The sequence below is a fragment of the Pseudomonas sp. EA_15y_Pfl1_P101 genome, assembly GCF_963970835.1.
GTDB classification, from domain to species: Bacteria; Pseudomonadota; Gammaproteobacteria; order Pseudomonadales; family Pseudomonadaceae; genus Aquipseudomonas; species Aquipseudomonas tritici.
Genome location: NZ_CAXAPA010000006.1, coordinates 27726 through 50832, shown reverse-complemented (window position 1 = coordinate 50832; position 23107 = coordinate 27726). Strand labels below are relative to the sequence as shown.

General features: G+C 61.0%; 23 protein-coding genes. 9 read left to right on the top strand and 14 right to left on the bottom strand.

Annotated elements, in window-relative coordinates; translation table 11 throughout:
* The first annotated feature begins 83 nt into the window (after nucleotides 1-83).
* From AACY36_RS10955 to AACY36_RS10940, 4 genes are all read left to right on the top strand, one after another.
* The gene (locus tag AACY36_RS10955; RefSeq protein ID WP_339414998.1) at nucleotides 84-1781 is read left to right on the top strand and encodes a molecular chaperone HscC; all 1698 of its coding nucleotides are present in this window, start codon (nucleotides 84-86) and stop codon (nucleotides 1779-1781) included.
* Between the two features lie 11 nt (nucleotides 1782-1792).
* Entirely contained in the window at nucleotides 1793-3409 is a 1617-nt protein-coding gene (locus AACY36_RS10950; protein WP_339414999.1) for a J domain-containing protein, read from the top strand.
* 142 nt (nucleotides 3410-3551) lie between these two features.
* Nucleotides 3552-4802, top strand: coding sequence for an OprD family porin (locus AACY36_RS10945; protein ID WP_339415000.1), 1251 nt, complete (start codon nucleotides 3552-3554; stop codon nucleotides 4800-4802).
* 321 nt (nucleotides 4803-5123) lie between these two features.
* The gene (locus AACY36_RS10940) at nucleotides 5124-6023 is read left to right on the top strand and encodes a polysaccharide deacetylase family protein (RefSeq protein ID WP_339415001.1); all 900 of its coding nucleotides are present in this window, start codon (nucleotides 5124-5126) and stop codon (nucleotides 6021-6023) included.
* A 48-nt stretch (nucleotides 6024-6071) separates the two neighbouring features.
* Here AACY36_RS10940 and pcaC read toward each other — a convergent pair whose 3' ends face one another.
* From pcaC to pcaR, 11 genes are all read right to left on the bottom strand, one after another.
* Nucleotides 6072-6470 carry a 4-carboxymuconolactone decarboxylase gene (pcaC, locus tag AACY36_RS10935; RefSeq protein WP_339415002.1) on the bottom strand — a complete coding sequence of 133 codons (399 nt, stop codon included), beginning with the start codon at nucleotides 6468-6470 and terminating at the stop codon, nucleotides 6072-6074.
* 17 nt (nucleotides 6471-6487) lie between these two features.
* Entirely contained in the window at nucleotides 6488-7291 is an 804-nt protein-coding gene (gene pcaD / locus AACY36_RS10930) for a 3-oxoadipate enol-lactonase (protein ID WP_339415003.1), read from the bottom strand.
* Between the two features lie 10 nt (nucleotides 7292-7301).
* Nucleotides 7302-8657, bottom strand: coding sequence for a 3-carboxy-cis,cis-muconate cycloisomerase (locus tag AACY36_RS10925; protein ID WP_339497066.1), 1356 nt, complete (start codon nucleotides 8655-8657; stop codon nucleotides 7302-7304).
* Nucleotides 8658-8667: 10 nt separating this feature from the next.
* A complete protein-coding gene (locus tag AACY36_RS10920) occupies nucleotides 8668-9963 on the bottom strand; it encodes an MFS family transporter (protein ID WP_339415005.1) in 1296 nt (431 codons plus the stop codon).
* 168 nt (nucleotides 9964-10131) lie between these two features.
* Nucleotides 10132-10698 (bottom strand): protocatechuate 3,4-dioxygenase subunit alpha, encoded by a 567-nt coding sequence (gene pcaG, locus AACY36_RS10915; protein ID WP_339415006.1) that lies wholly within the window; start codon nucleotides 10696-10698, stop codon nucleotides 10132-10134.
* Nucleotide 10699: 1 nt separating this feature from the next.
* Complete coding sequence (gene pcaH / locus AACY36_RS10910) at nucleotides 10700-11404, bottom strand: protocatechuate 3,4-dioxygenase subunit beta (RefSeq protein WP_339415007.1); 705 nt, start codon at nucleotides 11402-11404, stop codon at nucleotides 10700-10702.
* A gap of 17 nt (nucleotides 11405-11421) precedes the next feature.
* Complete coding sequence (gene pcaF, locus AACY36_RS10905) at nucleotides 11422-12624, bottom strand: 3-oxoadipyl-CoA thiolase (RefSeq protein WP_339415053.1); 1203 nt, start codon at nucleotides 12622-12624, stop codon at nucleotides 11422-11424.
* Nucleotides 12621-13400, bottom strand: a complete 780-nt coding sequence (locus AACY36_RS10900; RefSeq protein ID WP_339415008.1) for a CoA-transferase subunit beta — start codon at nucleotides 13398-13400, stop codon at nucleotides 12621-12623. Before AACY36_RS10900 ends, pcaF begins: the two co-directional genes overlap by 4 nt.
* Nucleotides 13400-14257, bottom strand: coding sequence for a CoA transferase subunit A (locus AACY36_RS10895; RefSeq protein WP_339435923.1), 858 nt, complete (start codon nucleotides 14255-14257; stop codon nucleotides 13400-13402). Before AACY36_RS10895 ends, AACY36_RS10900 begins: the two co-directional genes overlap by 1 nt.
* Before the next feature lie 186 nt (nucleotides 14258-14443).
* Nucleotides 14444-15784, bottom strand: coding sequence for an MFS transporter (locus AACY36_RS10890; RefSeq protein WP_339427812.1), 1341 nt, complete (start codon nucleotides 15782-15784; stop codon nucleotides 14444-14446).
* A 142-nt stretch (nucleotides 15785-15926) separates the two neighbouring features.
* Nucleotides 15927-16769, bottom strand: a complete 843-nt coding sequence (gene pcaR, locus AACY36_RS10885) for a pca regulon transcriptional regulator PcaR (RefSeq protein ID WP_314564805.1) — start codon at nucleotides 16767-16769, stop codon at nucleotides 15927-15929.
* Nucleotides 16770-17325: 556 nt separating this feature from the next.
* On the opposite strand from pcaR, the gene AACY36_RS10880 reads away from it, so the two are divergent.
* Together AACY36_RS10880 and AACY36_RS10875 are read left to right on the top strand one after the other, a co-directional pair.
* Nucleotides 17326-17526 (top strand): hypothetical protein, encoded by a 201-nt coding sequence (locus AACY36_RS10880; RefSeq protein ID WP_003189295.1) that lies wholly within the window; start codon nucleotides 17326-17328, stop codon nucleotides 17524-17526.
* Nucleotides 17527-17840: 314 nt separating this feature from the next.
* A complete protein-coding gene (locus AACY36_RS10875; RefSeq protein ID WP_049709598.1) occupies nucleotides 17841-19316 on the top strand; it encodes an inorganic phosphate transporter in 1476 nt (491 codons plus the stop codon).
* Nucleotides 19317-19478: 162 nt separating this feature from the next.
* On the opposite strand, the gene ccoM is transcribed toward AACY36_RS10875, so the two are convergent.
* Both ccoM and AACY36_RS10865 read right to left on the bottom strand, forming a co-directional pair.
* Nucleotides 19479-19595: a cytochrome c oxidase subunit CcoM gene (ccoM, locus tag AACY36_RS10870; protein ID WP_305884516.1), complete on the bottom strand. Its 117-nt coding sequence runs from the start codon at nucleotides 19593-19595 to the stop codon at nucleotides 19479-19481.
* 143 nt (nucleotides 19596-19738) lie between these two features.
* Nucleotides 19739-19900: a hypothetical protein gene (locus AACY36_RS10865; RefSeq protein ID WP_017137225.1), complete on the bottom strand. Its 162-nt coding sequence runs from the start codon at nucleotides 19898-19900 to the stop codon at nucleotides 19739-19741.
* 130 nt (nucleotides 19901-20030) lie between these two features.
* On the opposite strand from AACY36_RS10865, the gene AACY36_RS10860 reads away from it, so the two are divergent.
* The 3 genes from AACY36_RS10860 (at nucleotide 20031) to AACY36_RS10850 (ending at nucleotide 22636) form a co-directional block, all read left to right on the top strand.
* Entirely contained in the window at nucleotides 20031-20897 is an 867-nt protein-coding gene (locus AACY36_RS10860; protein WP_339415010.1) for a LysR substrate-binding domain-containing protein, read from the top strand.
* A 90-nt stretch (nucleotides 20898-20987) separates the two neighbouring features.
* Nucleotides 20988-21458, top strand: coding sequence for a RidA family protein (locus tag AACY36_RS10855; RefSeq protein WP_339415011.1), 471 nt, complete (start codon nucleotides 20988-20990; stop codon nucleotides 21456-21458).
* Nucleotides 21455-22636, top strand: a complete 1182-nt coding sequence (locus tag AACY36_RS10850; RefSeq protein ID WP_339415012.1) for an aminotransferase class V-fold PLP-dependent enzyme — start codon at nucleotides 21455-21457, stop codon at nucleotides 22634-22636. Before AACY36_RS10855 ends, AACY36_RS10850 begins: the two co-directional genes overlap by 4 nt.
* Here AACY36_RS10850 and AACY36_RS10845 read toward each other — a convergent pair.
* Nucleotides 22633-22974, bottom strand: a complete 342-nt coding sequence (locus AACY36_RS10845; protein ID WP_339415013.1) for an aspartate-semialdehyde dehydrogenase — start codon at nucleotides 22972-22974, stop codon at nucleotides 22633-22635. The two genes, AACY36_RS10850 and AACY36_RS10845, sit on opposite strands and share 4 nt — an antisense overlap.
* Nucleotides 22975-23107 lie beyond the last annotated feature (133 nt).

Here is a 23107-nt window from a genome sequence, read left to right as displayed (position 1 = left end):
CGCCCATTGCCTTGCTTTTCGCCCAACCTTTCAGGATAAAATTGGTCACAGATTCTTACAGACCACAGAGGGCGCTTGTCGTAATGATCGTAGGAATCGACCTGGGGACCACCAACAGTCTCGCCGCTGTCTGGCGCGGTGATACCGCCGAATTGGTGCCCAATGCCCTTGGCCAGTTGCTGACCCCAAGCGTGGTCGGTCTGGATGATCAAGGCCGTGTCCTGGTAGGCCAGGCTGCCAAAGAACGCCTGCACACTCACCCGCACCTGACCACGTCGTTGTTCAAACGCTACATGGGCAGTGCCACCGAAGTGCGCCTGGGCGGCCGCTCGTTCCGTCCGGAAGAACTTTGCGCATTGGTGCTCAAAAGCCTGAAGGAAGACATCGAGCGCACCTACGGCCATACCGTCACCGAAGCCGTGATCAGCGTGCCCGCCTATTTCAGCGACGGCCAACGCAAGGCCACACGCATCGCCGGTGAACTGGCAGGGCTCAACGTCGAAAAACTGATCAACGAACCCACCGCTGCCGCCCTCGCCTACGGCCTGCATCAGCGCGACAAGGAAACCTCGTTCCTGGTCTTTGACCTCGGTGGCGGTACCTTCGACGTGTCGATCATTGAGTTGTTCGACGGCGTGATGGAAGTCCGTGCCAGTGCCGGCGACAACTTCCTCGGCGGCGAAGACTTCGACACCCTGCTGCTGGAACACTTCGTCGACAGCCAGCGCAACGCCCAAGGCTTCCCGCCCACCAGCAGCGTACTGCAAGCCCTGCGCCGCGAAGCTGAACGCGTGCGCAAGGCCCTTGGGCAGGACGACAGCGCCGACTTCGCTCTGCGTGTCGATGGCCAGCAATGGGTAAAAACCATCACCCAACAGGAACTGGCCAAGCTCTACACGCCGCTGCTGGAACGCCTGCGCGCACCGATCGAACGGGCCCTGCGTGATGCGCGGATTCGTGTGGGCGACCTGGATGAAATCCTGCTGGTGGGCGGTACCACGCGCATGCCGCTGGTGCGCAAACTCGCCGCCGGGTTGTTCGGGCGTTTCCCGTCCATCAGTCTCGACCCGGACCAAGTGGTCGCCCATGGCGCTGCGATCCAGGCGGCGCTCAAAGCCCGCTCCGCCGCATTGGAAGAAGTGGTGCTGACCGACGTCTGCCCCTACACCTTGGGCATCGAAACCTCTAACCAGTACGGTAGCCATATCGAGAGCGGCCATTACCTGCCGCTGATCGAACGCAACAGCAGCGTGCCGGTGAGCAGGGTCAAAAGCGTGGTCACCCTGTCTGACGACCAGACCCGCGTACTGCTGAAGATCTACCAAGGCGAAAGCCGCCTGGTCAAAGACAACATCGAGCTGGGCCAACTGGAAATTCCCGTGCCCAAGCGCAAGGCCGGTGAAGTCTCGCTGGACGTGCGCTTCACTTACGACAACAACGGCCTGCTGGAAGCCCAGGTGAGCATTCCGCTGACCGGCGAGCAACATTCGCTGGTGATCGAGAACAACCCTGGCGTGCTCAGCCCCGAGGAGATCCAGCAACGCCTGCAAGCCCTGGCGCAGTTGAAGGTTCACCCGCGCGACCAACAGGTCAATACCGTACTCACCGCGCGGCTCGAGCGGCTCTACCAGGAAAGCCTCGGCGAACTTCGCGAGCAGCTTGGGCACTGGGCCGGGCAGTTCCAACAGGTGCTCGATTCCCAGGATGAACGCCGCATCCGTGAAGCCCGCAGCGAACTGACCCGGCAACTTGAGCAACTCGACAACGGGTTCTGGCGCTGAGGGAACACACCATGGATTGCTGGACCGTGCTGCAACTGTCGGAAGACGCTGACGAGCGCACCATCAAGCGCAGCTATGCGCGGCTGCTGAAAAGCTGCCGGCCGGATGACGATGCCGCAGGCTTCCAGCGATTGCGCGAAGCCTATGAAGAAGCACTGGCCTACGCACGCTGGCGAGCCGACTGCGAAGAACAGCCAAACATCGCCGCAACGCCCGCTGCCGAACAGGCCTACGGTAACCTCAACGACCTCGCCGAGTTGATGGACGTCAGCGTCCTGCACCCTGCCTCTTTCGAAGCGCCCAAGGCCGACCCGGCGCATGCCCTGCTCAGTGGACTCAACGTCAGCAACTTCATCGAACGCTGGAACCTGGCCAATCAGCAGGACTGCACCGACGCTTTCCAGGTTGGCTTGCTGCGCCACTGCTTTGAAGCACCGGGCGAACGCAGTCCTATCGCCCAATGGGCGGTACACAACCTGGAATGGCTGACCCCGTGGCAGCAGGTGGCAATGACCACTTGGCAATACGATGCGCTGACCAGCGAACTGCTGCAGGACTACCGCCACACCTTGCAGGAACTGCTGGAGCAAAAGGCCGAGCGCGAGTTCATCACCCAGCTCACGCAGTTCAACAACCAGCCCTGGCTGCGGGTGTTCGACCTGCAACAGCAGTGGCAACGCATCATCCTGCACCTGCTCCACGACACCACTTGGAGCGTGCCGCTGTTCGAGCGGGTGTGCCAGGTGTTTGGTTGGGACGACCAGAAAGGCGTCTACCCGGAACCGGCGTGGATGTGGCGCGAATGGGTGTCGCGTTGTGAGCAGGAAAGTTTCTATGTTCACCTGCAAGACAAAGCCCAGGACAAACGACGCACGTCCGCCGATGCCTTCGCCGCGCGCCTGCTGCTGACGCCCATGAGCGCCACCCAACAAAAACGCATGATCGACGGGTTTGGCGAAAACGAGTGGAACGCCTGCCAGCACTTGGCTCAAACCCTGACCTGGCGCTACCCGCAATTGGTTGAACGCCTGCCCCAGGCCGACCTGTTCTTCTGGCGCAAGTACGTGCCCCGCCCCATCTACACCCAGGTGTTTATCCGGCTGTGGGCCGTGTTCGCGCTGGGGTTTGGCCTGAGTATTGCGCACGACAAACCCGACAACCTTGACGGGATGTCGGTGGTCATTTTCATGCTGATGGCATTCGTACCGGCGGCCATTGGCTTCCGCGTCACCCAACTGTGGTCCGGGATGAGCTCAACCTACCGGGTTCAGGATGTGTGGCTGAGCCAGCACCTGATTCCCAAGCGGCTCAACCCCAATGACTACTGGCTGGTGATTCGCCATGGTGTACCACAGGCGATCATGCTGGTGGCCTGCGGGTTGATGCTCGGCGTGCTGGGCATGCTCACCTACGCCGGTATGGTCCTGATCAACCTGCAGCACAAAAAACGCATCGGCCACATGAGCCAGAAATTCAGCGAAGGTTACCCGTGGTTGAACGGCTTGCACTGGGCCTTCTGGAGCCCGTTGCAAGCGGTGTTCCTGGTGGTGATGGTCGCGTTAATCATTGCTGCGCAGCACTACTTGCCGCCAGTGCCCTGGACCCACTTCGATCTGCCCAAGCGATAACCGGAAATGCCGGGACTGAGCGCCCGCCAACTTGCGTTCGATCATCGCCCACAACCCGTCCTCCCCCAATTGAATCGCCCCCGCACCGCCCCGCACCATGGCCGCCACCTGCATAAACCCAATAACAACAGGCCCTTACGCCATGAGCACTTTCCACCCGCGCCAGCTCCTGCTGGCAACCGCTGTCGCCAGCCTTGCCCTGCCCGTCGTCGCCGAAGAACACGGCTTTCTCGAAGACGCCAGCGCCAACCTCAACCTGCGTAACTTCTTCTTCAACCGCAACTTCACCAACCCCACTAAAGCCCAGGGCAATGCGCAGGAGTGGACGCAGAGTTTCATCCTCGACGCCAAGTCCGGTTTCACCCAAGGCACCGTGGGTTTTGGCGTGGATGTACTGGGGCTGTATTCGTTGAAGCTGGACGGTGGGCGCGGCACCGGGGGTACCCAGTTGCTGCCGTTGGACCATGATGGCCGCCCTGCGGATGAGTTCGGACGCCTCGGTGTAGCGTTCAAGGCGCGCATCTCCAAGACCGACGTGAAGGTCGGTGAATGGATGCCGGTGCTGCCTATCCTGCGCTCGGACGATGGTCGCTCCCTGCCGCAAACCTTGCGCGGCGGGCAGATCACCTCCAGGGAAATCGACGGCCTGACCCTCTACGGCGGCCAGTTCCGCGCCAACAGCCCGCGTGACGACAGCAGCATGACCGACATGTCGATGGTCGGTAAAACCGCGTTCACTTCCGACCGCTTCAACTTCCAGGGCGGCGAGTACGCGTTCAATGACAAACGCACGCAGATCGGCCTGTGGAACGCGCAGCTCAAGGACATCTACAGCCAGCAGTTCGTTAACCTGACCCACAGCCAGCCATTGGGCGACTGGACCCTGGGCGCCAACCTTGGCTTTTTCTATGGCAAGGACGACGGCAGCGCCCGCGCAGGCGAGCTGGACAACAAGACCTGGTCCGGCCTGTTCTCGGCCAAGTACGGCGGCAACACCTTCTATGTCGGCCTGCAAAAACTCACCGGCGACAGCGCCTGGATGCGCGTCAACGGCACCAGCGGCGGCACCCTGGCCAACGACAGCTACAACTCGAGCTACGACAACGCCCAAGAGAAATCCTGGCAGGTGCGTCACGACTACAACTTCGCCACCCTCGGCGTGCCCGGGCTGACCCTGATGAATCGCTATATCAGCGGCAGCAATGTGCACACCGGGACGATCACTGATGGCAAGGAATGGGGCCGCGAAAGCGAATTGGGCTATACCGTGCAAAGCGGCGCCGCGAAAAACCTGACAGTGCGCCTGCGCAATTCGAGCATGCGGCGTGACTACAGCAACAATGAGTTTGATGAGAATCGGTTGATCATCAGCTATCCGATCAGTCTGCTGTAAACCCGAATGACATGTATCGGGGAACGATCTGACGCGTCCGACCGATTCCAAGAGACAGGGTCAGCAACTGGCTCCGCGAAAAGGACAATACATGGGCGTTTCAAAACCTGTTACACACGCTCACCCGAGCCACCCCAAAGGGGCACACAGTTCGACGACTGCGCGCCATGAGGTCTTCAGCAACAGCCAATACCTGGGCTGACGCCGATCAGCGCTCGCCTGTCAGACTGTCACCTCACACAGCCGATCTTGCTGTATCGTGCGCGCCTGCCGCTGCTGATCCCACCCAACAGCGGCCTTCTATTTGAGCCCGCGCCCGCCATGAAATCCTTCGCCATCGCATCCGCCATGCTAGCCCTGGCCCTGAGCCTCAGCGGCTGCATCGGCGCCCCCATCGCCCTGACACCGCAGACCGAACAACGCCTGCAAGCTCAGGCGCCGATCCGCTTTCTACTGACCTTCGATGACGGCCCCAGCGCATCGGGCTACAACAACCCGAGCCGTTCGGTGGTGGCCGACCTGGCGCAGAACCCGGTATTGCCGGGGATCAAGGCGGTGTTTTTCCTGCAAACCGAAGCAGCCCGCTCCGGTGGCAGTTCGCGGGGCCGCAAGACGATGGAGCGTGAATACGCGGGCGGGCATATCCTGGCCTTCCACACGGCCACGGCGTTTCATACCAACCATCGTTGGCTGAATGACGCGACACTTGAAAGCACCCTCACCCAGGGCGCCGCCGACATTGCCGCCATCACCGGTGCACCGCCCACGCTGGTACGTCCACCGTTCTGGAACTACGACCGCCGCACCTTCGCCGCCTACAAGCGCCATGGCATGCACGTGTTGTTGACCGACCTGAGCGCCAATGACGGCAAGATCTGGGGCTTCAACGGCAGCCCACGGCGCCGGGCGAATGTGTATCGGCAACTGTCGGTGGTGCGCGAGCGCATCGCATTGGGGCAACTGCCGACCGTGGACGGCGTGATACCAGTGGTGGTGACGTTCCACGACATCAACCGCTATACCGCGATCCATATGCAGGAGTACTTGCAGATCCTGCTGGACAGCGCGCGCGTCACTGGCATGAAGACGGCCGCTGCGCCGTTCTACACCGACACCGCCCAGCTTCAGCGCGCGGCGTTGGCAAGGACCGTGAAGGATGTGAGTGAAGAGGTGCATCTGCCGGGTGTGTGGCACTGGGTGTGGGATGCGGATTCCCACTGATTCCCGGTGCGATAGAGGCCAGCGCCCACATTTGATCGTATTTCAGGTTCAGTCTTGCTCGCGCGACTCCACCCCCAGCTCATCCCACACCGACTCAGCCAAATGGAACGTCGCATTCGCCGCCGGAATCCCGCAGTAGATCGCGCTCTGCATCAGCACTTCCTTGATCTCAGCACGGGTCACGCCATTGCTGGCGGCGGCGCGCAGGTGCAGCTTGAGTTCTTCGCTGCGGTTCATGCCGATCAGCATGGCGATGGTGATCAGGCTGCGGGTGTGCCGAGGCAGGCCGGGACGGGTCCAGATATCACCCCAGGCATGGCGGGTGATCATTTCCTGGAACTCACTGTTGAACTCGGTCAGGGCATTGAGGCTGCGGTCGACATGGGCATCACCCAGCACTTCGCGACGCACTTGCAGGCCTTCGGCATAACGTTGTTTCTCGTCCACAAAAAACTCCTGATTCACTAGGAAACGCGATCTGTAGTGCGTAAAAACTCGATAACGCGCTCGCTGAACGCAGCACCGGCCTGAACGTTGGACAAATGCGCTGCGTAGAACTCAGCGTACTCGGCACCCTGCACATGGTTCTGGATAAAGTGGCTGCCCGCAGGCGGTGTGACTGCGTCTTCAGTGCCGGTAATCGCCAGGGTCGGCACTTTGATAAAGGCCAGTTGGTCGCGAAAATCCGCATCCCGCACCGCTGCGCAGTTGGCGGCGTAACCCTCAGGCGAGGTCGCCGCAAGCATGTCGGTAATCTGCCGGGCCTGGTGCGGGTTGGCCGCCGCAAAGTCGGCGGTAAACCAGCGCGCAATCGACGCATCGCGCAGCGCAACCATCGCCGCTGCGCCATCGCGCAGCACCCTCTCGATGCGTGGGTTCCAAACGTCGGGCGTGCCAATCTTGGCCGCAGTGTTGCACAGCACCAGGCGATGCAGGCGGCCGCCCGCGTTGATGCCCAGCCACTGGCCGATCAAGCCCCCCATGGACAAGCCGCAGAAATGTGCGCGTTGGATGGCCAGTGCGTCGAGCAGCGCGATCACGTCGTGACCGAGTTGCTCGATGCTGTAGGGCCCAGGACTGACCAAGGATTTGCCATGGCCACGGGTGTCAAAACGCAGCACGCGAAAATGTTTGGTGAAGACCGGGATCTGGATGTCCCACATGTGCAGGTCGGTGCCCAATGAGTTGGAAAGCACCAACACTGGCGCGTCCACAGGCCCGTCCAATTTGTAATGCAGTTCGCCCTCGGCGAGTTGTAAAAATGCCACTGTGGTCTCCTCAAGCAAAGTGTTCGGCTACAGCGCGGGTGACCCAGGTGCGGGCCTGGCCCAGGTAATGGGCGGGATCAAGCAAGCGGTCCAGCTCAGCCGCTGACAGCTCGGCGGTGACTTGCGGCTCATCCGCCAATACCGCGCGCAGATTCCGGCCTTCTGCGACGGCGCGTTTGCAGCATTGCTCCAGCAGATGGTGTGCAGTTTCACGGCCCAGGCGCTGGGCGAGCACGATGCTGACGGCTTCGGCCAGCACCAGGCCTTGGGTCAGGTCGAGGTTGTGCGCCATGCGTTGCGGGTCGACTTCCAACCCTTCGCTCACCAGCAAGGCCTGTTGCAACGCGCCGGAGACCAACCGGCAAATCTCCGGCAAGGTTTCCCATTCGGCATGCCACAGGCCCAGGCTGCGCTCGTGCTCCTGGGGCATGGCACTGAACATTGTCGCCACCAACCCGGGCACACGGGTCGCGGCGCTGATCAGCACTGCGGCGCCCACCGGGTTGCGCTTGTGCGGCATGGTCGATGAGCCGCCTTTGCCCGGCGCGGAGGGCTCAAAGAGCTCCGCCGCTTCGGTTTGCATCAGCAGGCTGATATCGCGGCCCAGTTTGCCGAGGCTGCCAGCGATCAGGCCAAGCACGCTCGCGAATTCCACCAGACGATCCCGTTGGGTGTGCCAGGGCTGTTCGGGCAAGGTCAGTTGCAGCTCTGTTGCCAGCGCCTCGGCCACCGGCATGGCCTGTTCGCCCAGCGCTGCGAGGGTTCCGGAGGCACCGCCGAATTGCAGCACCAGCAAGCGCGGTTTCAGTTCGGCGAGACGTTGCCGACTGCGCGTGACTGCCCCCAGCCAACCGGCGATTTTCATCCCCAGGGTCACCGGCGTCGCATGCTGCAACCAGGTCCGCCCAGCGAGTGGCACGGTCGCATAGCGCTGGGCCTGGGTGGCAAGAATGTCGCCCAGGCGCGCCAGGTCCGTTTCGATCAATGCCACGGCCTGGCGCAGTTGCAGCACCAGCCCGGTGTCCATCACATCCTGGCTCGTCGCGCCCAGGTGCACATAACGTTCGGCGCCGGGGTCTTCAGCGGCAATCAACTTGCCCAATGCCTTCACCAACGGAATCGCCGAATTCCCCGCCGTGGCAATCGCCACGCCGAGGGCATCGACGTCATACAGCGACGCCAGGCACGCCTGGGCGATCGGTGCGACCGCGGCCTGGGGGATCAAACCGACCCGAGCCTCGGCCCGGGCCAACCCCGCCTCAAAATCCAGCATGCCCTGCAAACGTCCCCTGTCGCAGAACACCTCGGCCATGCTGTCCGCCGTGAAATAAGCGTCGAACAATTGATTGCTCGTGCGCAGCGTCATAGCTCATCCCTTAAAGATCGTGATGCAAGTACTCCGCCTGTTTAGGCAGGCGCAAGCTGAACAGGAAAGCCACTGCCATCATGCCGGTGACGTACCAGTAAAAAGTGTTTTCCATGCCCATGGATTTCAGGCCCAAGGCCACGTATTCCGCCGAACCGCCGAAGATCGCATTGGCCACCGCATAGGCCAGGCCCACACCCAATGCACGTACGTGCGGTGGGAACATTTCCGCTTTCACCAGGCCGCTGATAGAGGTATAGAAGCTGACAATGGCCAGCGCCAGGGAGATCAGCACAAAAGCCAGGAACGGGCTGGTCACGGTTTTCAGGGTCAGCAGGATCGGTACCGTGCACAGGGTGCCGAGGGCACCGAACCAGAGCATCGAGTTACGCCGGCCGATCTTGTCCGAAAGCATGCCGAACAGTGGCTGCATGCACATGTACACGAACAGCGCGCCGGTCATGATGTAGCTGGCGGTCTTGGCATGCATCCCGGCAGTGTTCACCAGGTACTTCTGCATGTAGGTGGTAAAGGTGTAGAAAATCAGCGAGCCGCCGGCGGTGTAGCCGAGCACGGTGATAAACGCCGCCTTATGGTTGCGGAACAGCGCGGCGATGCTGCCGGCGTCCTTGTCCTGGCGCATTTCCTTACTGGCGGTTTCCTTGAGGGTGCGACGCAGCAGCAGCGAGATCATCGCCGCCACCGCGCCGATCACGAACGGAATCCGCCAGCCCCAGGCGCGCAATTCGTCTTCGGTGAGGATCTGTTGCAGGATCACCACCACCAGCACAGCCAGCAATTGCCCGCCGATCAGGGTTACGTACTGGAACGAGGCGAAGAAACCGCGCTGGCCCTTGAGCGCGACTTCACTCATATAGGTCGCGGTGGTGCCGTATTCGCCACCCACTGACAAGCCTTGGAAAAGTCGTGCCGCCAACAGCAACGCCGGGGCCCAGGCGCCGATGTCTTTGTAAGTCGGCAGGAAGGCAATGACCAGCGAGCCGGCGCACATCATCAGCACCGAGATCATCATCGAGTTCTTACGGCCGTGCTTGTCGGCCACCCTACCAAACAGCCAGCCGCCGATAGGCCGCATCAGGAACCCGGCGGCGAACACACCCGCAGTGTTGAGCAGTTGGACCGTGGGGTCGTCCGACGGGAAAAACGCTGGGGCGAAGTAGATGGCGCAGAAGGCGTAGACGTAGAAGTCGAACCATTCGACGAGGTTGCCGGACGAAGCACCGACAATCGCAAAAATCCGTTTGCTGCGTTCTTCTCCGGTGTAGTGACTGGTGGTTGTTGTCATGTTTTTTTCACTCAGTGGGAACGGTTATAGCCTAGACATACTTTGCAACAACCATGTTCCGCATTTGAAGCAGTGACAAGTTTCAAGCGGCAAGCTGCAAGAGAAGAGCGACAGCGATCGCCTGCTTTTCCTTGTAGCTTGCCGCTTGAAACTTGCCGCTGCTACCGATCAATAATCGAAGAACACCGTTTCCTTATTCGTCCCCTGCAACACCACATTCCACTGATGCACACCCGCCGCATCCGGCTTGGCAATCAAGGTGCTACGCCGCTCCGCCGCCACACACGCCAACAACGGGTCATCCCCATTCATCGGCTCACCGTCAAAATAAATCCGCGTCAGCAGGTGCTTCACCAACCCTCGCGCAAACACCAGCACGACCAGATGCGGCGCCTGGGTCGTGCCCTTCAACCCCGGCACGGCGCCCGGCTTGATGGTGGTAAAGCGAAATCGCCCTTCTGCATCCACCGGCACGCGGCCGAAACCTTCGAAGTTCGGGTCCAGCGCTTTGTCCTGCTCATCTTCGGGGTGGTCATATTTACCGGCGGCGTTGGCCTGCCAGACTTCAAGCATGGCGTCGTTGACGACATCGCCGTTGCCATCCACCACTTGCCCGCTGATCGCCACACGCTCGCCAAGGGTGGCGGCCACGGTCAGGTCTTCGCGGTTCAGCCAGGTCAGGCCAATGTGGTAATAAGGCCCAACGGTGTGGGACGTGGTCGCGTTGAGTGTCATCTTATTTCTCCATCGGCGTGGCGTCGCGGCCGCGAAGGACAATGTCCCAACGGTAGCAGAGGGCGTAGTGCGGGACGGTTTTTTCCAGGTCGAAACGGGCGATCAGGCGTTCCTTGGCCGAGGTATCCGGCACGCAGTTGTAGATCGGGTCGTATTCCAACAGCGGGTCGCCGGGGAAGTACATCTGCGTGACCAGGCGCGTCAGCACACTCGGGCCAAACAGCGAAAAGTGGATATGCGCCGGGCGCCAGGCGTTGTGGTGATTGCCCCATGGGTAGGCACCGGGCTTGATGGTCTGGAACTGGTACCCGCCGTCAGCGTCGGTCACGGTGCGACCGGTGCCGGTGAAATTCGGGTCCAGCGGTGCATCGTGCAGGTCGCGTTGGTGGTTGTAGCGGCCGGCGGCGTTAGCCTGCCAGATTTCCACAAGAATGCCCGGCACCGGCAGGCCATTCTCGTCCAGCACGCGGCCGTGAATGATGATGCGCTCGCCCTGGGGTTCGCCCTCATGCTGGGCAGTGAGGTCATTGTCCTTCTCATTGATCCGTTCGGCGCCGATCGTCGGGCCGGTGATTTCCGACAAAGAGTGTGGCAAGAACACCAACGGCTGGGACGGCGAGCGCAGGTTTGTCGACTGGTAGGCCGGGTGCAGGTAATCAGGTTGGGTGCCCGCTTGCGGGCGTCGGTATCCGGGCTTGTCACTCATGGAACAATCCTCTCGTGTTAGATGCGTTCAATCGCCAGGGCCAAGCCTTGTCCGACGCCCACGCACAGGGTCGCCAGGCCTTTGCGGCCGCCGGTTTTTTCGAGTTGATGCAAGGCGGTCAGCACCAGCCGCGCGCCACTCATGCCCAACGGGTGGCCGAGGGCGATGGCACCACCATTCGGGTTGACCTGCGGCGCGTCGTCGGCGATGCCCAGTTCACGCAGCACCGCCAGGCCTTGGCTGGCGAAGGCTTCGTTGAGTTCGATCACATCAAAGTCGGTGACCGCCAGGCCCAGCCGCTCCACCAGTTTGCGCACCGCCGGCACCGGGCCGATGCCCATCACGCGCGGTGCGACGCCAGCGCTGGCCATGCCCAACACGCGGGCGCGGGCGGTCAAGCCGTGTTTCTTGACGGCGTCGGCGGAGGCCAGGATCAACGCTGCCGCACCGTCATTCACACCCGACGCATTGCCAGCGGTGACGGTTTTGTCAGGGCCGTTGACCGGTTTGAGTTTGGCCAGGGTTTCCAGCGTGGTGTCACGTGGATGTTCATCCTGCTCGACAACAGTCTCGCCTTTTTTATGGGCAACCCGCACCGGCACGATTTCTTCGGCGAAGAACCCAGCGGCTTGCGCGGCAGCGGTGCGTTGCTGACTGCGCAGGGCGAAGGCGTCCTGGTCGGCGCGGGATACGTGGTAATCGTCAGCGACGTTATCGGCGGTCTGCGGCATGGCATCCACGCCGTACTGGGCCTTCATCAACGGGTTGATAAAGCGCCAGCCGATGGTGGTGTCTTCCAGCTTCATGTTGCGCGAAAACGCCGCGTCGGCCTTGCCCATCACGAACGGCGCACGGGACATCGACTCGACGCCACCGGCAATCGCCAGCTCCATTTCACCGCTGGCAATGGCGCGGAAGGCCGTGCCGATGGCGTCCATGCCCGAGGCGCACAGGCGGTTGAGCGTCACGCCTGGAATGCTCTCCGGCAGGCCCGCCAGCAACAGCGCCATGCGTGCCACGTTACGATTGTCTTCGCCGGCCTGGTTGGCACAACCGAGGAACACCTCATCAACCGCACTCCAATCCACCGAAGGGTTGCGCTCGATCAGCGCTTTGATCGGCAACGCCGCCAAATCATCGGCACGCACGGTGGACAAGCCACCGCCGAAACGGCCGATGGGGGTACGAATGGCGTCACAGATAAATACGTCGCGCATCAGGCTTCTCCCGGCGCTTGGCCATGGGCCGCCGCGGTACGTGCTTCAAGGTCACGCAAAGCGGTCAGCTCTACATCGGTCGGTTCAGCGGTGGTGTCGACCTTGTCGGCAAATCGAATCGCCCAGCCGGTCGCCGCCACTACCTGTTCACGGGTAACACCGGGGTGCAGCGCGGTAACCACGAATTCGTGGGTGCCCTCTTCAGGCTCCATAATGCACAGGTCGGTAATAATCCCTACCGGTCCCGCGCCTGGCAGGCCCAGGCGTTTGCGCGAGTCGCCGCCTTCGCCGTGGCCGACCGAGGTGATGAAGTCCAGCTTGTCGACAAACGAACGCGCCGACTGTTTGAGGATGATCAGCACGCTCTTGGCGGAACCGGCGATCTCCGGCGCGCCACCGGCACCCGGCAGGCGCACTTTAGGCTGGTGGTAGTCACCGACCACGGTGGTATTGATATTGCCGAAACGGTCGACCTGGGCCGCACCAAGAAAGCCCACGTCAATGCGCCCGCCCTGCAGCCAATAGCGAAAGATCTCACCGGTCGGCACCACGGTGTCAGCGGTTTCCGCCAGCTCGCCGTCGCCGATGGACAGCGGCAATACGCTGGGCTTGGCGCCAATCGGGCCGGACTCGTAGATCAGCACCACATCCGGCGACGAGGTCAGGCGCGCCAGGTTGGCCGCCTTCGACGGCAGGCCGATGCCAACAAAGCAGACGGAGCCGTTCTTGAGGCGCCGCGCGGCGGCGACGGTCATCATTTCATGGGTCGAGTAAGCCATTACTTGGCCTCCTGCGCGGCGGCCAGCGTGGCCTGGAATTCAGTGAAATCGGCGGTGCCATGGATGTATTCGTCAATCCAGGCGGTAAAGGTCCCACGGTCGCGTGCGATTGGGTCCCACGCCTGATAGAAGCGGTTATCCCGCTCGTTGTAACCATGGGCGTAGGAAGGGTGGGCGCCACCGGGTACATGGCACACCGCAGTCAGGGCCCAGGTCGGCAACACGCAGCTGTTCATCGGCGCGTTGAGGTCATCGACGATTTCCTCGACGGTGACGATGCAACGCTTGGCCGCCAGTGCCGCTTCCTTCTGCACGCCAAGAATGCCCCAGAGCAACACGTTGCCCTTGCGGTCGGCTTTTTGCGCATGGATCACGGTGACATCCGGACGCACCGACGGCACCGCAGCGAGCACTTCGCCGGTGAACGGACAGGTCACGGTCTTGATCAGCGGGTTGACCTTGGGCAAGTCGGAACCGGCGTAGGCACGCAGTACCGCGAAGGGTAGGCCGGAAGCACCGGCGACGTAGGCATTGGCCAGGTCGGCGTGGCTGTGCTCTTCGATCTCCAGCGGTTGCGGCCATTGCTTCTCGACCGCATCGCGCAGGCGATGCAGGGAGCCAACGCCCGGGTTGCCGCCCCAGGAAAAAATCAACTTGCGGGCGCAACCGGCACCGATCAACTGGTCGTAGACCAGGTCAGGCGTCATACGCACCAGCGTCAGGTCTTTCTTACCCTGACGAATGATTTCATGACCCGCTGCCGTAGGGATCAGATGAGTGAAGCCTTCCAGAGCGACGGTGTCGCCGTCGTTCACAAATTGCTTCACCGCGTCACGCAGCGCGAGGATTTCAGCCATGGGGTTCGGGCTCCCAGTGTGGATCGAAAAAGGCGCTGAGGTGGCGCCGAAGTGCTTGAAGATTAAGCTGGGGAAATGGGCCAAACAATCCGATAATCGACTAAGCGTTCGATTAACGAACATATTGTTGCCTTGCTAATCATCTGAAGGGACTCGGTCAATGTGGGAGCTGGCTTGCAATACGCGTCAGGTCGCGTCGGCGTGGCTGACCATGCCTTTGATCACCACGGCGGCCGTCGCCAATGCAGCCGGAATCACCAGCGCGGTGAGCACCTGCTCGAAGTTCCAACCCAAGCCAAGCAAGGTGGCGCCCATCCAAGCGCCGAGGATCGCGCCGAAGCGGCCGATGCCGAGCATCCACGACACGCCGGTGGCGCGCCCCTGGGTCGGGTAGAAGCGTGCGGCCAGGGACGGCATTGCCGACTGCGCACCGTTGACGCACATCCCGGCGATCAGCACCAAGGTCGCCAGCACGGTGATATTGCCCAGGCTCTGCCCTACCGCGTAGGCAAACACCCCGGCCAGCAAGTAGAAAATGCCGATGACCTTGTGAGGGTTGAACCGGTCCATCGCCCACCCCACGCCCACCGCGCTCAACACACCACCAAACTGGAACAAGGCGCCGATAAACGCGGCCTGCTCCATGCTGGCGCCGCTGTCGCGCATGAGCGTCGGGAGCCAACTGGTGAGCAGGTACACGATCACCAGGCCCATGAAGTAGGTGAGCCACAGCAATAACGTACCGACGCTGTAGGTGCCGGAAAAAATCACCGCGAACACGTTGCGCGCCTTGACGGTTTTTTGTTCAGGCACGCTGAAGCGGGTGGCCTGGGCAACGATTGAAGGCTCGATGGGTGACAAGGTTTTGCGCACCTTGTCGGAGCCGCGATTGCGCACCACCAGAAAACGCGCCGACTCCGGCAGCCACACCAACAACACCACCGCCAGGATCAACGGCAGGATGCCGCCGATCAGCAGCAGGCTGTGCCAACCGAACGCCGGGATCAGCTTGGCCGAAATAAACCCGCCGCCGGCCATGCCCAGGTTGAAGCCGCAGAACATGCTGGTCACCAGCAGCGACTTAAGGCGTTCCGGGGTGTATTCGGACAGCAGCGTGGTGGCATTCGGCATGCCGGCCCCCAGGCCCAGCCCGGTGAGAAAGCGCAGCACCAGCAACTGATCAACGTTGGCGCTGTAGGCAGACGCCAGGCTGAACGCACCAAACACCAACACCGCGCCTACCAGCACCACCTTGCGCCCGAAGCGATCCGCCAGCGGGCCGGAGCCGAGCGCGCCGAAGACCATTCCGATCAACGCGGCGCTCATCACCGGGCCGAGGCTGGCGCGGTCGATGCCCCAATCCTGGGACAGCGCAGGCGCGATAAAGCCCATGGCGGCCGTGTCGAGGCCATCAAGGAAGACAATCAGGAAACACAGGATCACCACGCGCCACTGATAGCGTGACAGTGGCTGGGTGTTGATGAAGGACTGGACGTCCAGCGTGGTACCGACAGAGGGCTGAGTCATTATTGTTATTTCCACACCGATGGCGGGCTGACGACCTGGGGTCGTCGTTATTATTTGGCGCTGACAGCGCTGCCGCACCTTAATAAGCCTGAGGAAACACCGTCAATTGATCAAACCAGGATCTGTGCGGTCACCGAACAGCTTAGGCAAACAGCTGCGCACTCAGCTCGCAGCTGGCACTCAGCATGCTCGGCAAGAAGCGCTGTTCCAGCTCAGCACGGCTGACCCGTCCGGCGTGGGTGCTGACGTTCAGCGCGGCCAACACTTGGCCCGAGGCGTCATACACCGGCACGGCGATGGAACGCAGGCCCTGCTCAAGCTCTTGGTCGACGATGCACCAGCCCTGTTGACGCACTTGCTGCAGACATTCGAACAAGGCCTGCGGCGTGGTCAAGGTGCGGCTGGTCTTGGTTTGCAGGTCGGCGTGGTCGAGATAATCCTGCAGCGAGGCGTCGTCCAGCGCCGCGAGCAATATGCGGCCCATGGAGGTGCAATAGGCCGGCAACCGCCCACCCACCGACAGGTCCACGGAAATCAGGCGCTGGGTGGTGGCCGAACGGGCGATATAGAGGATGTCGTCGCCTTCGAGGGTGGCCATGTTGCAGGCTTCGTGAAGCTGCTCACTCATGCGGTCCAGGTACGGTTGGGCCGAGACCGCCAGTGGCGTGGACGACAGGTAGGCATGGCCCAGGGTCAGGACTTTGGGCAGCAGCGAATAGGTACGCCCGTCGGTGGTGGCGTAACCGAGCTTGATCAAGGTGTGCAGGCAACGGCGCACGGCGGCGCGGGGGATCTCGGTGCGATGACTGATCTGGGCGATGGTGAGATGGCGCTTGCGCTCCTGGAACGCTTGCACCACCGCCAGGCCACGGGCGAGGGAGGTCATGAAGTCCGGATCACCGGTGAACGCCTGGATACGCTTGGCCGGGGACGCAACGATCGGCGGCGCCACTGACGCGAAAGAGTTGCGCAATTGATCGTTCATGTGGGGTCCTTACTCTTATTGTCAACCGCAGGGGAGGTTTGGCTGCTATTACAAGTCGCGTCGGCCGCGTGCACAAGGCGGGGCCGAGAACATTGTGCGATTATCGGACAGTCATTCGATTATCGCAATTTGCTGGCGCCCTCCCCTGGCCAGCCAGCGGAACGCAGTAAAATGAAGTCAGACTTAATAAGGTCTGAAGTTGGGTTCATTTTATGACGCCAGAATTCACGAAATTAGCGACACACCCGTGTAACAAAATGCTCACACAAAGTTGACGCTTTTTAACTTTATGCCGATAGTGTTATTCAAATGCACCGCTATAATGCACCCTGTGTACAGGTCTGCCCGGTTTACTCTCGAAAGCAGCGCTCGCCAGGTGATGCACGCTGTGCATTGACGACCGCAACTACCTGCTTTGAATGACTGCACTAACAGTGTGGCCGCCCGTCCCTATTTCAAACTCGGACATTTTCACGGTTCAACTTGGAAGACGCCAGGAACGGCATTCAGGCATAACGCTGCAACGTATTTACACTCAACTTAATTAGGTAACGATGTGACGAAAGATGAACTGCGCGCGGAACTTGAGCGCCAGGAGCAACGTTACAAGGACGTTTACGGCGGGGAAGTCACCACCTACGCCGCCCAGCCTGAGCCTGAACGCAAACCCTGGCGCAAGCGAGCCAGTCTCCTCGACCAGGCGTTTGCCCAAGAAATCCAAAAGATTGAACAGGAACTCAAAACCGAAGAGCCATAAGCGATTCGGTTTGGCACTCAAGGTTTTGGCCTCGGTTGCTGGCATATAGCCAGCAACCGGCCACCTTGCATTGCACCACCAGCTGTAAAATTTCATACAAATGTTTCAGACGTGACGTTTTTGTGACAACCCCCTACCCCGCAACCCCTCTGCTTTATGAATCAAAGACTTGCCAAAGCCCCGAAATCCCTGGGATGCGCACCCTAGCGCCGGTTTTTTTCAAGGAAGATTGTTACCGATGAGCAGCTAGTGCATCGATTACTGAGGTTTTCTGGCATAATCGCGCCCCCTTACGACCGGGTCAGAAAACCTTCATGATCGATTTATTCAGCGGACTGGATGCTTGGGTTCTAGTGAGCCTGCTGCTCGCCCTGGCCTTTGTCCTCGCCTTCGAGTTCATCAATGGCTTTCATGACACCGCTAACGCGGTGGCCACAGTCATCTATACCAAAGCCATGCCGCCGCACCTGGCCGTGTTCTTCTCCGGGGTGTTCAACTTCCTCGGCGTGTTGCTCGGTGGTGTCGGTGTCGCCTACGCCATCGTGCATTTGCTGCCGGTGGAGTTGCTGATTAATGTGAACACCGGCCATGGATTGGCGATGGTCTTCTCTTTATTGGCTGCGGCGATCACCTGGAACCTGGGCACCTGGTACTTCGGTATTCCCGCGTCCAGCTCCCACACCCTGATCGGCTCGATCCTTGGTGTCGGCCTGGCCAATGCGCTGATCAACGACATCCCCCTGGCTGACGGTGTGAATTGGCAGAAGGCGATCGATATCGGCGCCTCCCTGGTGTTCTCGCCGATGGCCGGCTTTCTGGTCGCAGCCCTTGTGCTGATTGGCCTGAAGTGGTGGCGCCCGCTGTCGAAGATGCACAAGACCCCGGACCAGCGCCGCAAACTTGATGACAAGAAGCACCCGCCGTTCTGGAACCGCTTGGTATTGGTGATTTCTGCCATGGCGGTGAGCTTCGTGCACGGCTCCAACGACGGTCAGAAAGGTATCGGCCTGATCATGCTGGTGCTGATCGGCATCGTGCCCGCGCAGTTTGTACTCGACCTGGGCAGCACCACTTACCAGATCGAGCGTACCCGCGACGCGACCTTGCACCTGAACCAGTTCTACCAGCGCAACCACGAGACTCTGGGTGAATTCCTGGCCTTGGGTAAAAGCGTGAAGGATGACCTGCCGGGCAAGTTCCGTTGTAACCCGCAGCAGACCGAGCCGACCATCAACGCGCTGCTGGGTACTTTGAAAGGTGTCTCCGACTACCATTCGTTGACCGCCGATCACCGCATTGAAGTGCGCCGCTACCTGCTCTGCCTGGACGATACCGCAAAGAAAGTCGGCAAATTGCCAGGTCTGCCGGCGCGTGAGAAGTCCGACCTCGACAAGCTGCGCAAAGACCTGACCGCCACCACCGAATACGCGCCGTTCTGGGTCATCCTCGCCGTCGCACTGGCCTTGGGCCTGGGCACCATGGTGGGCTGGAAACGTGTGGTACTGACCATCGGCGAGAAGATCGGCAAGCAGGGTATGACCTATGCCCAAGGCATGTCGGCACAGATCACCACCGCGACCATGATTGGCTTTGCCAACATCTTCGCGCTGCCAGTGTCCACTACCCACGTGCTCTCTTCGGGCGTGGCCGGCACCATGGTCGCGAACAAAAGCGGCCTGCAAGGCGGCACCGTCAAAACCATCCTGATGGCCTGGGTATTGACGCTGCCGGCAACCGTGGGCTTGTCGGCCGGGTTGTTCTGGCTGGCCTCCTGGGCACTCGGTAGCTGATAGCCTAGCAGCCATAAAAAAGGTGCGATCCGCGAGGGTCGCACCTTTTTTTATGCCCCGACTCCATACCCAAAGTTGATCTTCAGCGATCAAATAACAGGCAAAAAAAGGGCGACCGAAGTCGCCCAAAATGCCTTGCGTGCTCATGTAACCCGGAAAAACCTATGATTTTTTACGCTTGTTCGCGTCTTTCCAGATAAAAAATCCAAACCCTACAAAAAACATCACCATGAGGCTCACTGTCAGCACTCCGGCAAACACCACATTATCGAAAAACATGACCGGCCTCCTGCACTTGCCCTGTTGCGATAGGGCTAAGTTAATGGAGAAGGCGGATTGAAAAATTGACGGGGATCAATGTCGCCCACGACGGGGCGTAAAGAAGGGAAATAACTGACCTGCATCAACGGATGCAGGCTGTTTCAACGCTTTTTGGGCTTGTTCTTAGGTTTCTTCTTCACTTTGCCGAGCGGCATTGCCTGTTCAAACGCTTGGCGTACTTCATTCAAGCGCTTGTCATTGAGGTCGTGCACCCGCTTGGCGCGTTCGGCATTCAGGTCGATCAGTTTGTCGTCTTCACTCATGGCTTGGCTTACGTGGTGGCTAGAATGGCTCAATAATGCGGCCTCCCCCGCCCAACGGCAAATCAGCGGGCGACAAAAGGCAGGCCATCCCACAAAATCGGTACTTTTCCCTATCAGGAGACGCACTCAGGTGGCACTGCACAAGGACCTTCCGCCGTTGCTGGCGCTGCGCGCCTTTGAAGCCGTGGCGCGGCATTTGAGTTTTATCAAGGCCGCGAACGAGTTGTCGGTGACCCAGAGCGCCCTGAGTCATCAAGTACAGAAACTTGAGCAACACTTGGGCAAACCGCTGTTTATCCGACGCACGCGCGCGATTGACCTGACTGCCGACGGCCAACGTTACTACGACGAAATCAGCCCGGCCCTTGGCGCCATTGCCGCCGCTACCCGTGCCCAACGCGTGCCCCCTAGCGCCACGGTATTGCGCATCGGCTTGCTGGCCTCCTTTGCCACCCTGTGGCTGGCACCACGCCTGGCCGGTTTTCTCAACCGCTACGCGCACATCCAAGTGGAGTTGTTGCCGGCGATCCAGCTGGCGAACGTCGCAGCCGCCGAGGTCGACCTGGCCATCCGCTATGGCAAGGGCGATTGGCCCGATGTACAGGCCACGCGACTGATGCCGGAAATCCTCTCCCCGGTGTGCAGCCCGGCGTTCAAGGCCCGGCATGACGGCCCGCTGCTGATGGCCACTTCGCACCGCCCGTTTGAATGGACCGATTGGTCTGAGCATTACCACGTCGACCTCGCCAACCACCCCCGTGTGATGCTGCACGACTACAACATCGTGGTTGAAGCCGCTGTGGCTGGCCAAGGCATCGCCATGGGCCGTCATCGCCTGATCGAGCGCAAGCTCCTGGACGGCAGCCTGGTACAAGCCTTCGATTGGCCGCCCTATCACAGCGACATTGGCTACTGGCTCGTCGCCCCGCAGGGCACGACGAGTGAAGCAGCCGTATGTTTCAGCCAGTGGCTGAAGGAAACCTGCGCCGACGCGTGAGTGATTTCGATACGTCGCGTGAGATCTATCCGTTTGTCGCCTATCTGAGCAACCAACATGCTGAAACCTCCTGACTCAAGAGGATTCATCATGAGCGACTCCATCCGCCAACGCGTGCAAGCGCTCGGTCTCACGCTGCCCGTCCCCAGCCAACCGGCTGCCAACTACATCAGCCACGTCATCAGCCAGAACCAGTTGTTCATCTCTGGGCAAATTCCACTGGTGGACGGTAAACCTGCCTACGTGGGCCGGCTGGGTGAATCCTTGAGTGACGAAGAAGGCGCACAAGCGGCGGAACTCGCCGTGTTGAGCCTGCTGGCTCAGTTGAACGATGCGCTGGGTGATGACCTGTCACGCCTGATGCGCACGCTGCGCCTGGGCGTTTTTATCGCCAGCCACGCTGATTTCAAGCAACAGAGCGTGGTCGCCAATGGTGCCTCCAACCTGTTGGTCAACGCCCTCGGCGAAAAAGGTCGGCATGTGCGTACCGCCGTGGGCGTTTCCAGCCTTCCGGCCGGCGTGGCGGTGGAGGTTGATGCGATTTTTGAGTTGCGCCCATGAGCCCGCGCGAAATCCAACAATTGCGGGATGCAACACCAGGCTGCCAGTCCGGCATCGTGCATTTCAACCATGCCGGCGCCTCGCTGCCCAGCCAGGCGACCCTCGACGCAATCATCGCGCAGCTGCAACGCGAAGCCCGCGACGGTCCGATGGAGGCCGGCGAACACGGCGAGGCGCTGCTAGAAAAAGCCCGCAGCGCCGCCGGGCAGTTACTCAATGCGCCGGCGTCCTCAATTGCCTTTGCCAGCAGCGGTTCGACCGCCTGGAGCATGGCCTTCCAGGCCTTGGGCCGCTGGCAGCCCGGCGACCGCATTTTGGTGGGCCGTCACGAGTGGGGCGGTAACCTGGCGAGCATGGAACTGGCCGTGCAAGCCGGAGCACGGATCGAAGTCATCCCCTGCGATGAGAGTGGAGCGGCCTGCCCAGTGGCGCTGGCATCAATGATCGATGCCCATGTGAAGTTGATCGACCTCACTTGGCTGCCGGCCAACGGTGGCCTGATCAACCCCGCCCAGGCCATCGGCGAGGTCGCCAGGCGCCACGCCATCCCTTATTTCATCGACGCCGGCCAAGCCGTCGGCCAGATGCCAGTAGATGTGCAGGCGCTGCAGTGTGATGTGCTCAAGTCGGCCGGTCGAAAACACCTGCGCGGGCCACGTGGTACAGCGCTGTTGTATGTGCGCCCGGCGTTTCTCGAGCGATTGAAGCCTGCTCAGCGTGACGTGTTTTCAGCGCCATGGACCGCCCAGGGGTTCGACCTGCGCAACGATGCCCGCCGCTTTGAAACCAGCGAGACGTCGTTTGCCTTGCTGGCCGGGCTGGGCAATGCGTTGCAGGAGATGAATCGACTGGGCATCGAGCGTGTCTGGGAGCAAGTGTCGCAGACCAGTGAGCGAATTCGCGAAGCGTTGCGTGAGATGCCGGGCATCTCCCTGCATGACTTGGGCGCCCGTCAATCAGGCTTGATCGCTTTCAACCTGGCCGGTTGGGACGCCTTCGAACTCAAACGGCGCCTGGGCTTGAAGCGCATCAATATCGGCGCTAACGGCGTGGCGTATACCCCGCTGGATATGCAAGCGCGAGGCCTGCAAAGCGTGGCGCGGATTTCAGTCAGCCCGCTCAACAACGAGGACGATATCGCGTTGCTGTCAGCGGCCTTACGCGAGTTGCGCGACTAAACCTCGACATCGACCCACAGGCCCTGGCGCGGCGCGTCTTCGATCAGTGGAATCACCGGCACGGTGTTGTCGGCGTTGAGCACATCCCCCGGAATGGCCAGGTGCTGCTCTGGATCTTCATCGGCTTCACGCCGGCGCTTCTGTTGTTCCTGCTGGCGGCGTTGTTCTTCGCGCAGCAAAAACGCCGAAGTCTCGGCGTCGCCCTTTTTCAGGTCGATGGTGCTCTCATTGGAGCTCGGCTGAACGGGCACCACGGGCGGGATATCCGGCCTCTGGCGCACCGGATCAAGTTGTGACGTCACCGGCACAACGCTGACGGGCAACATGGGTGGCAGCATAATGATTACTCTCCTGATCAACAGGCTGTCGGCGGGTTGCAGGGTGACTTGAGCAGAAGCTCGCCAGGCTGTGACCCAGTCGACACTGGCAAGTGCCCGCCACCCGTCGATTCAGCGCTGAATGCGTCCACCA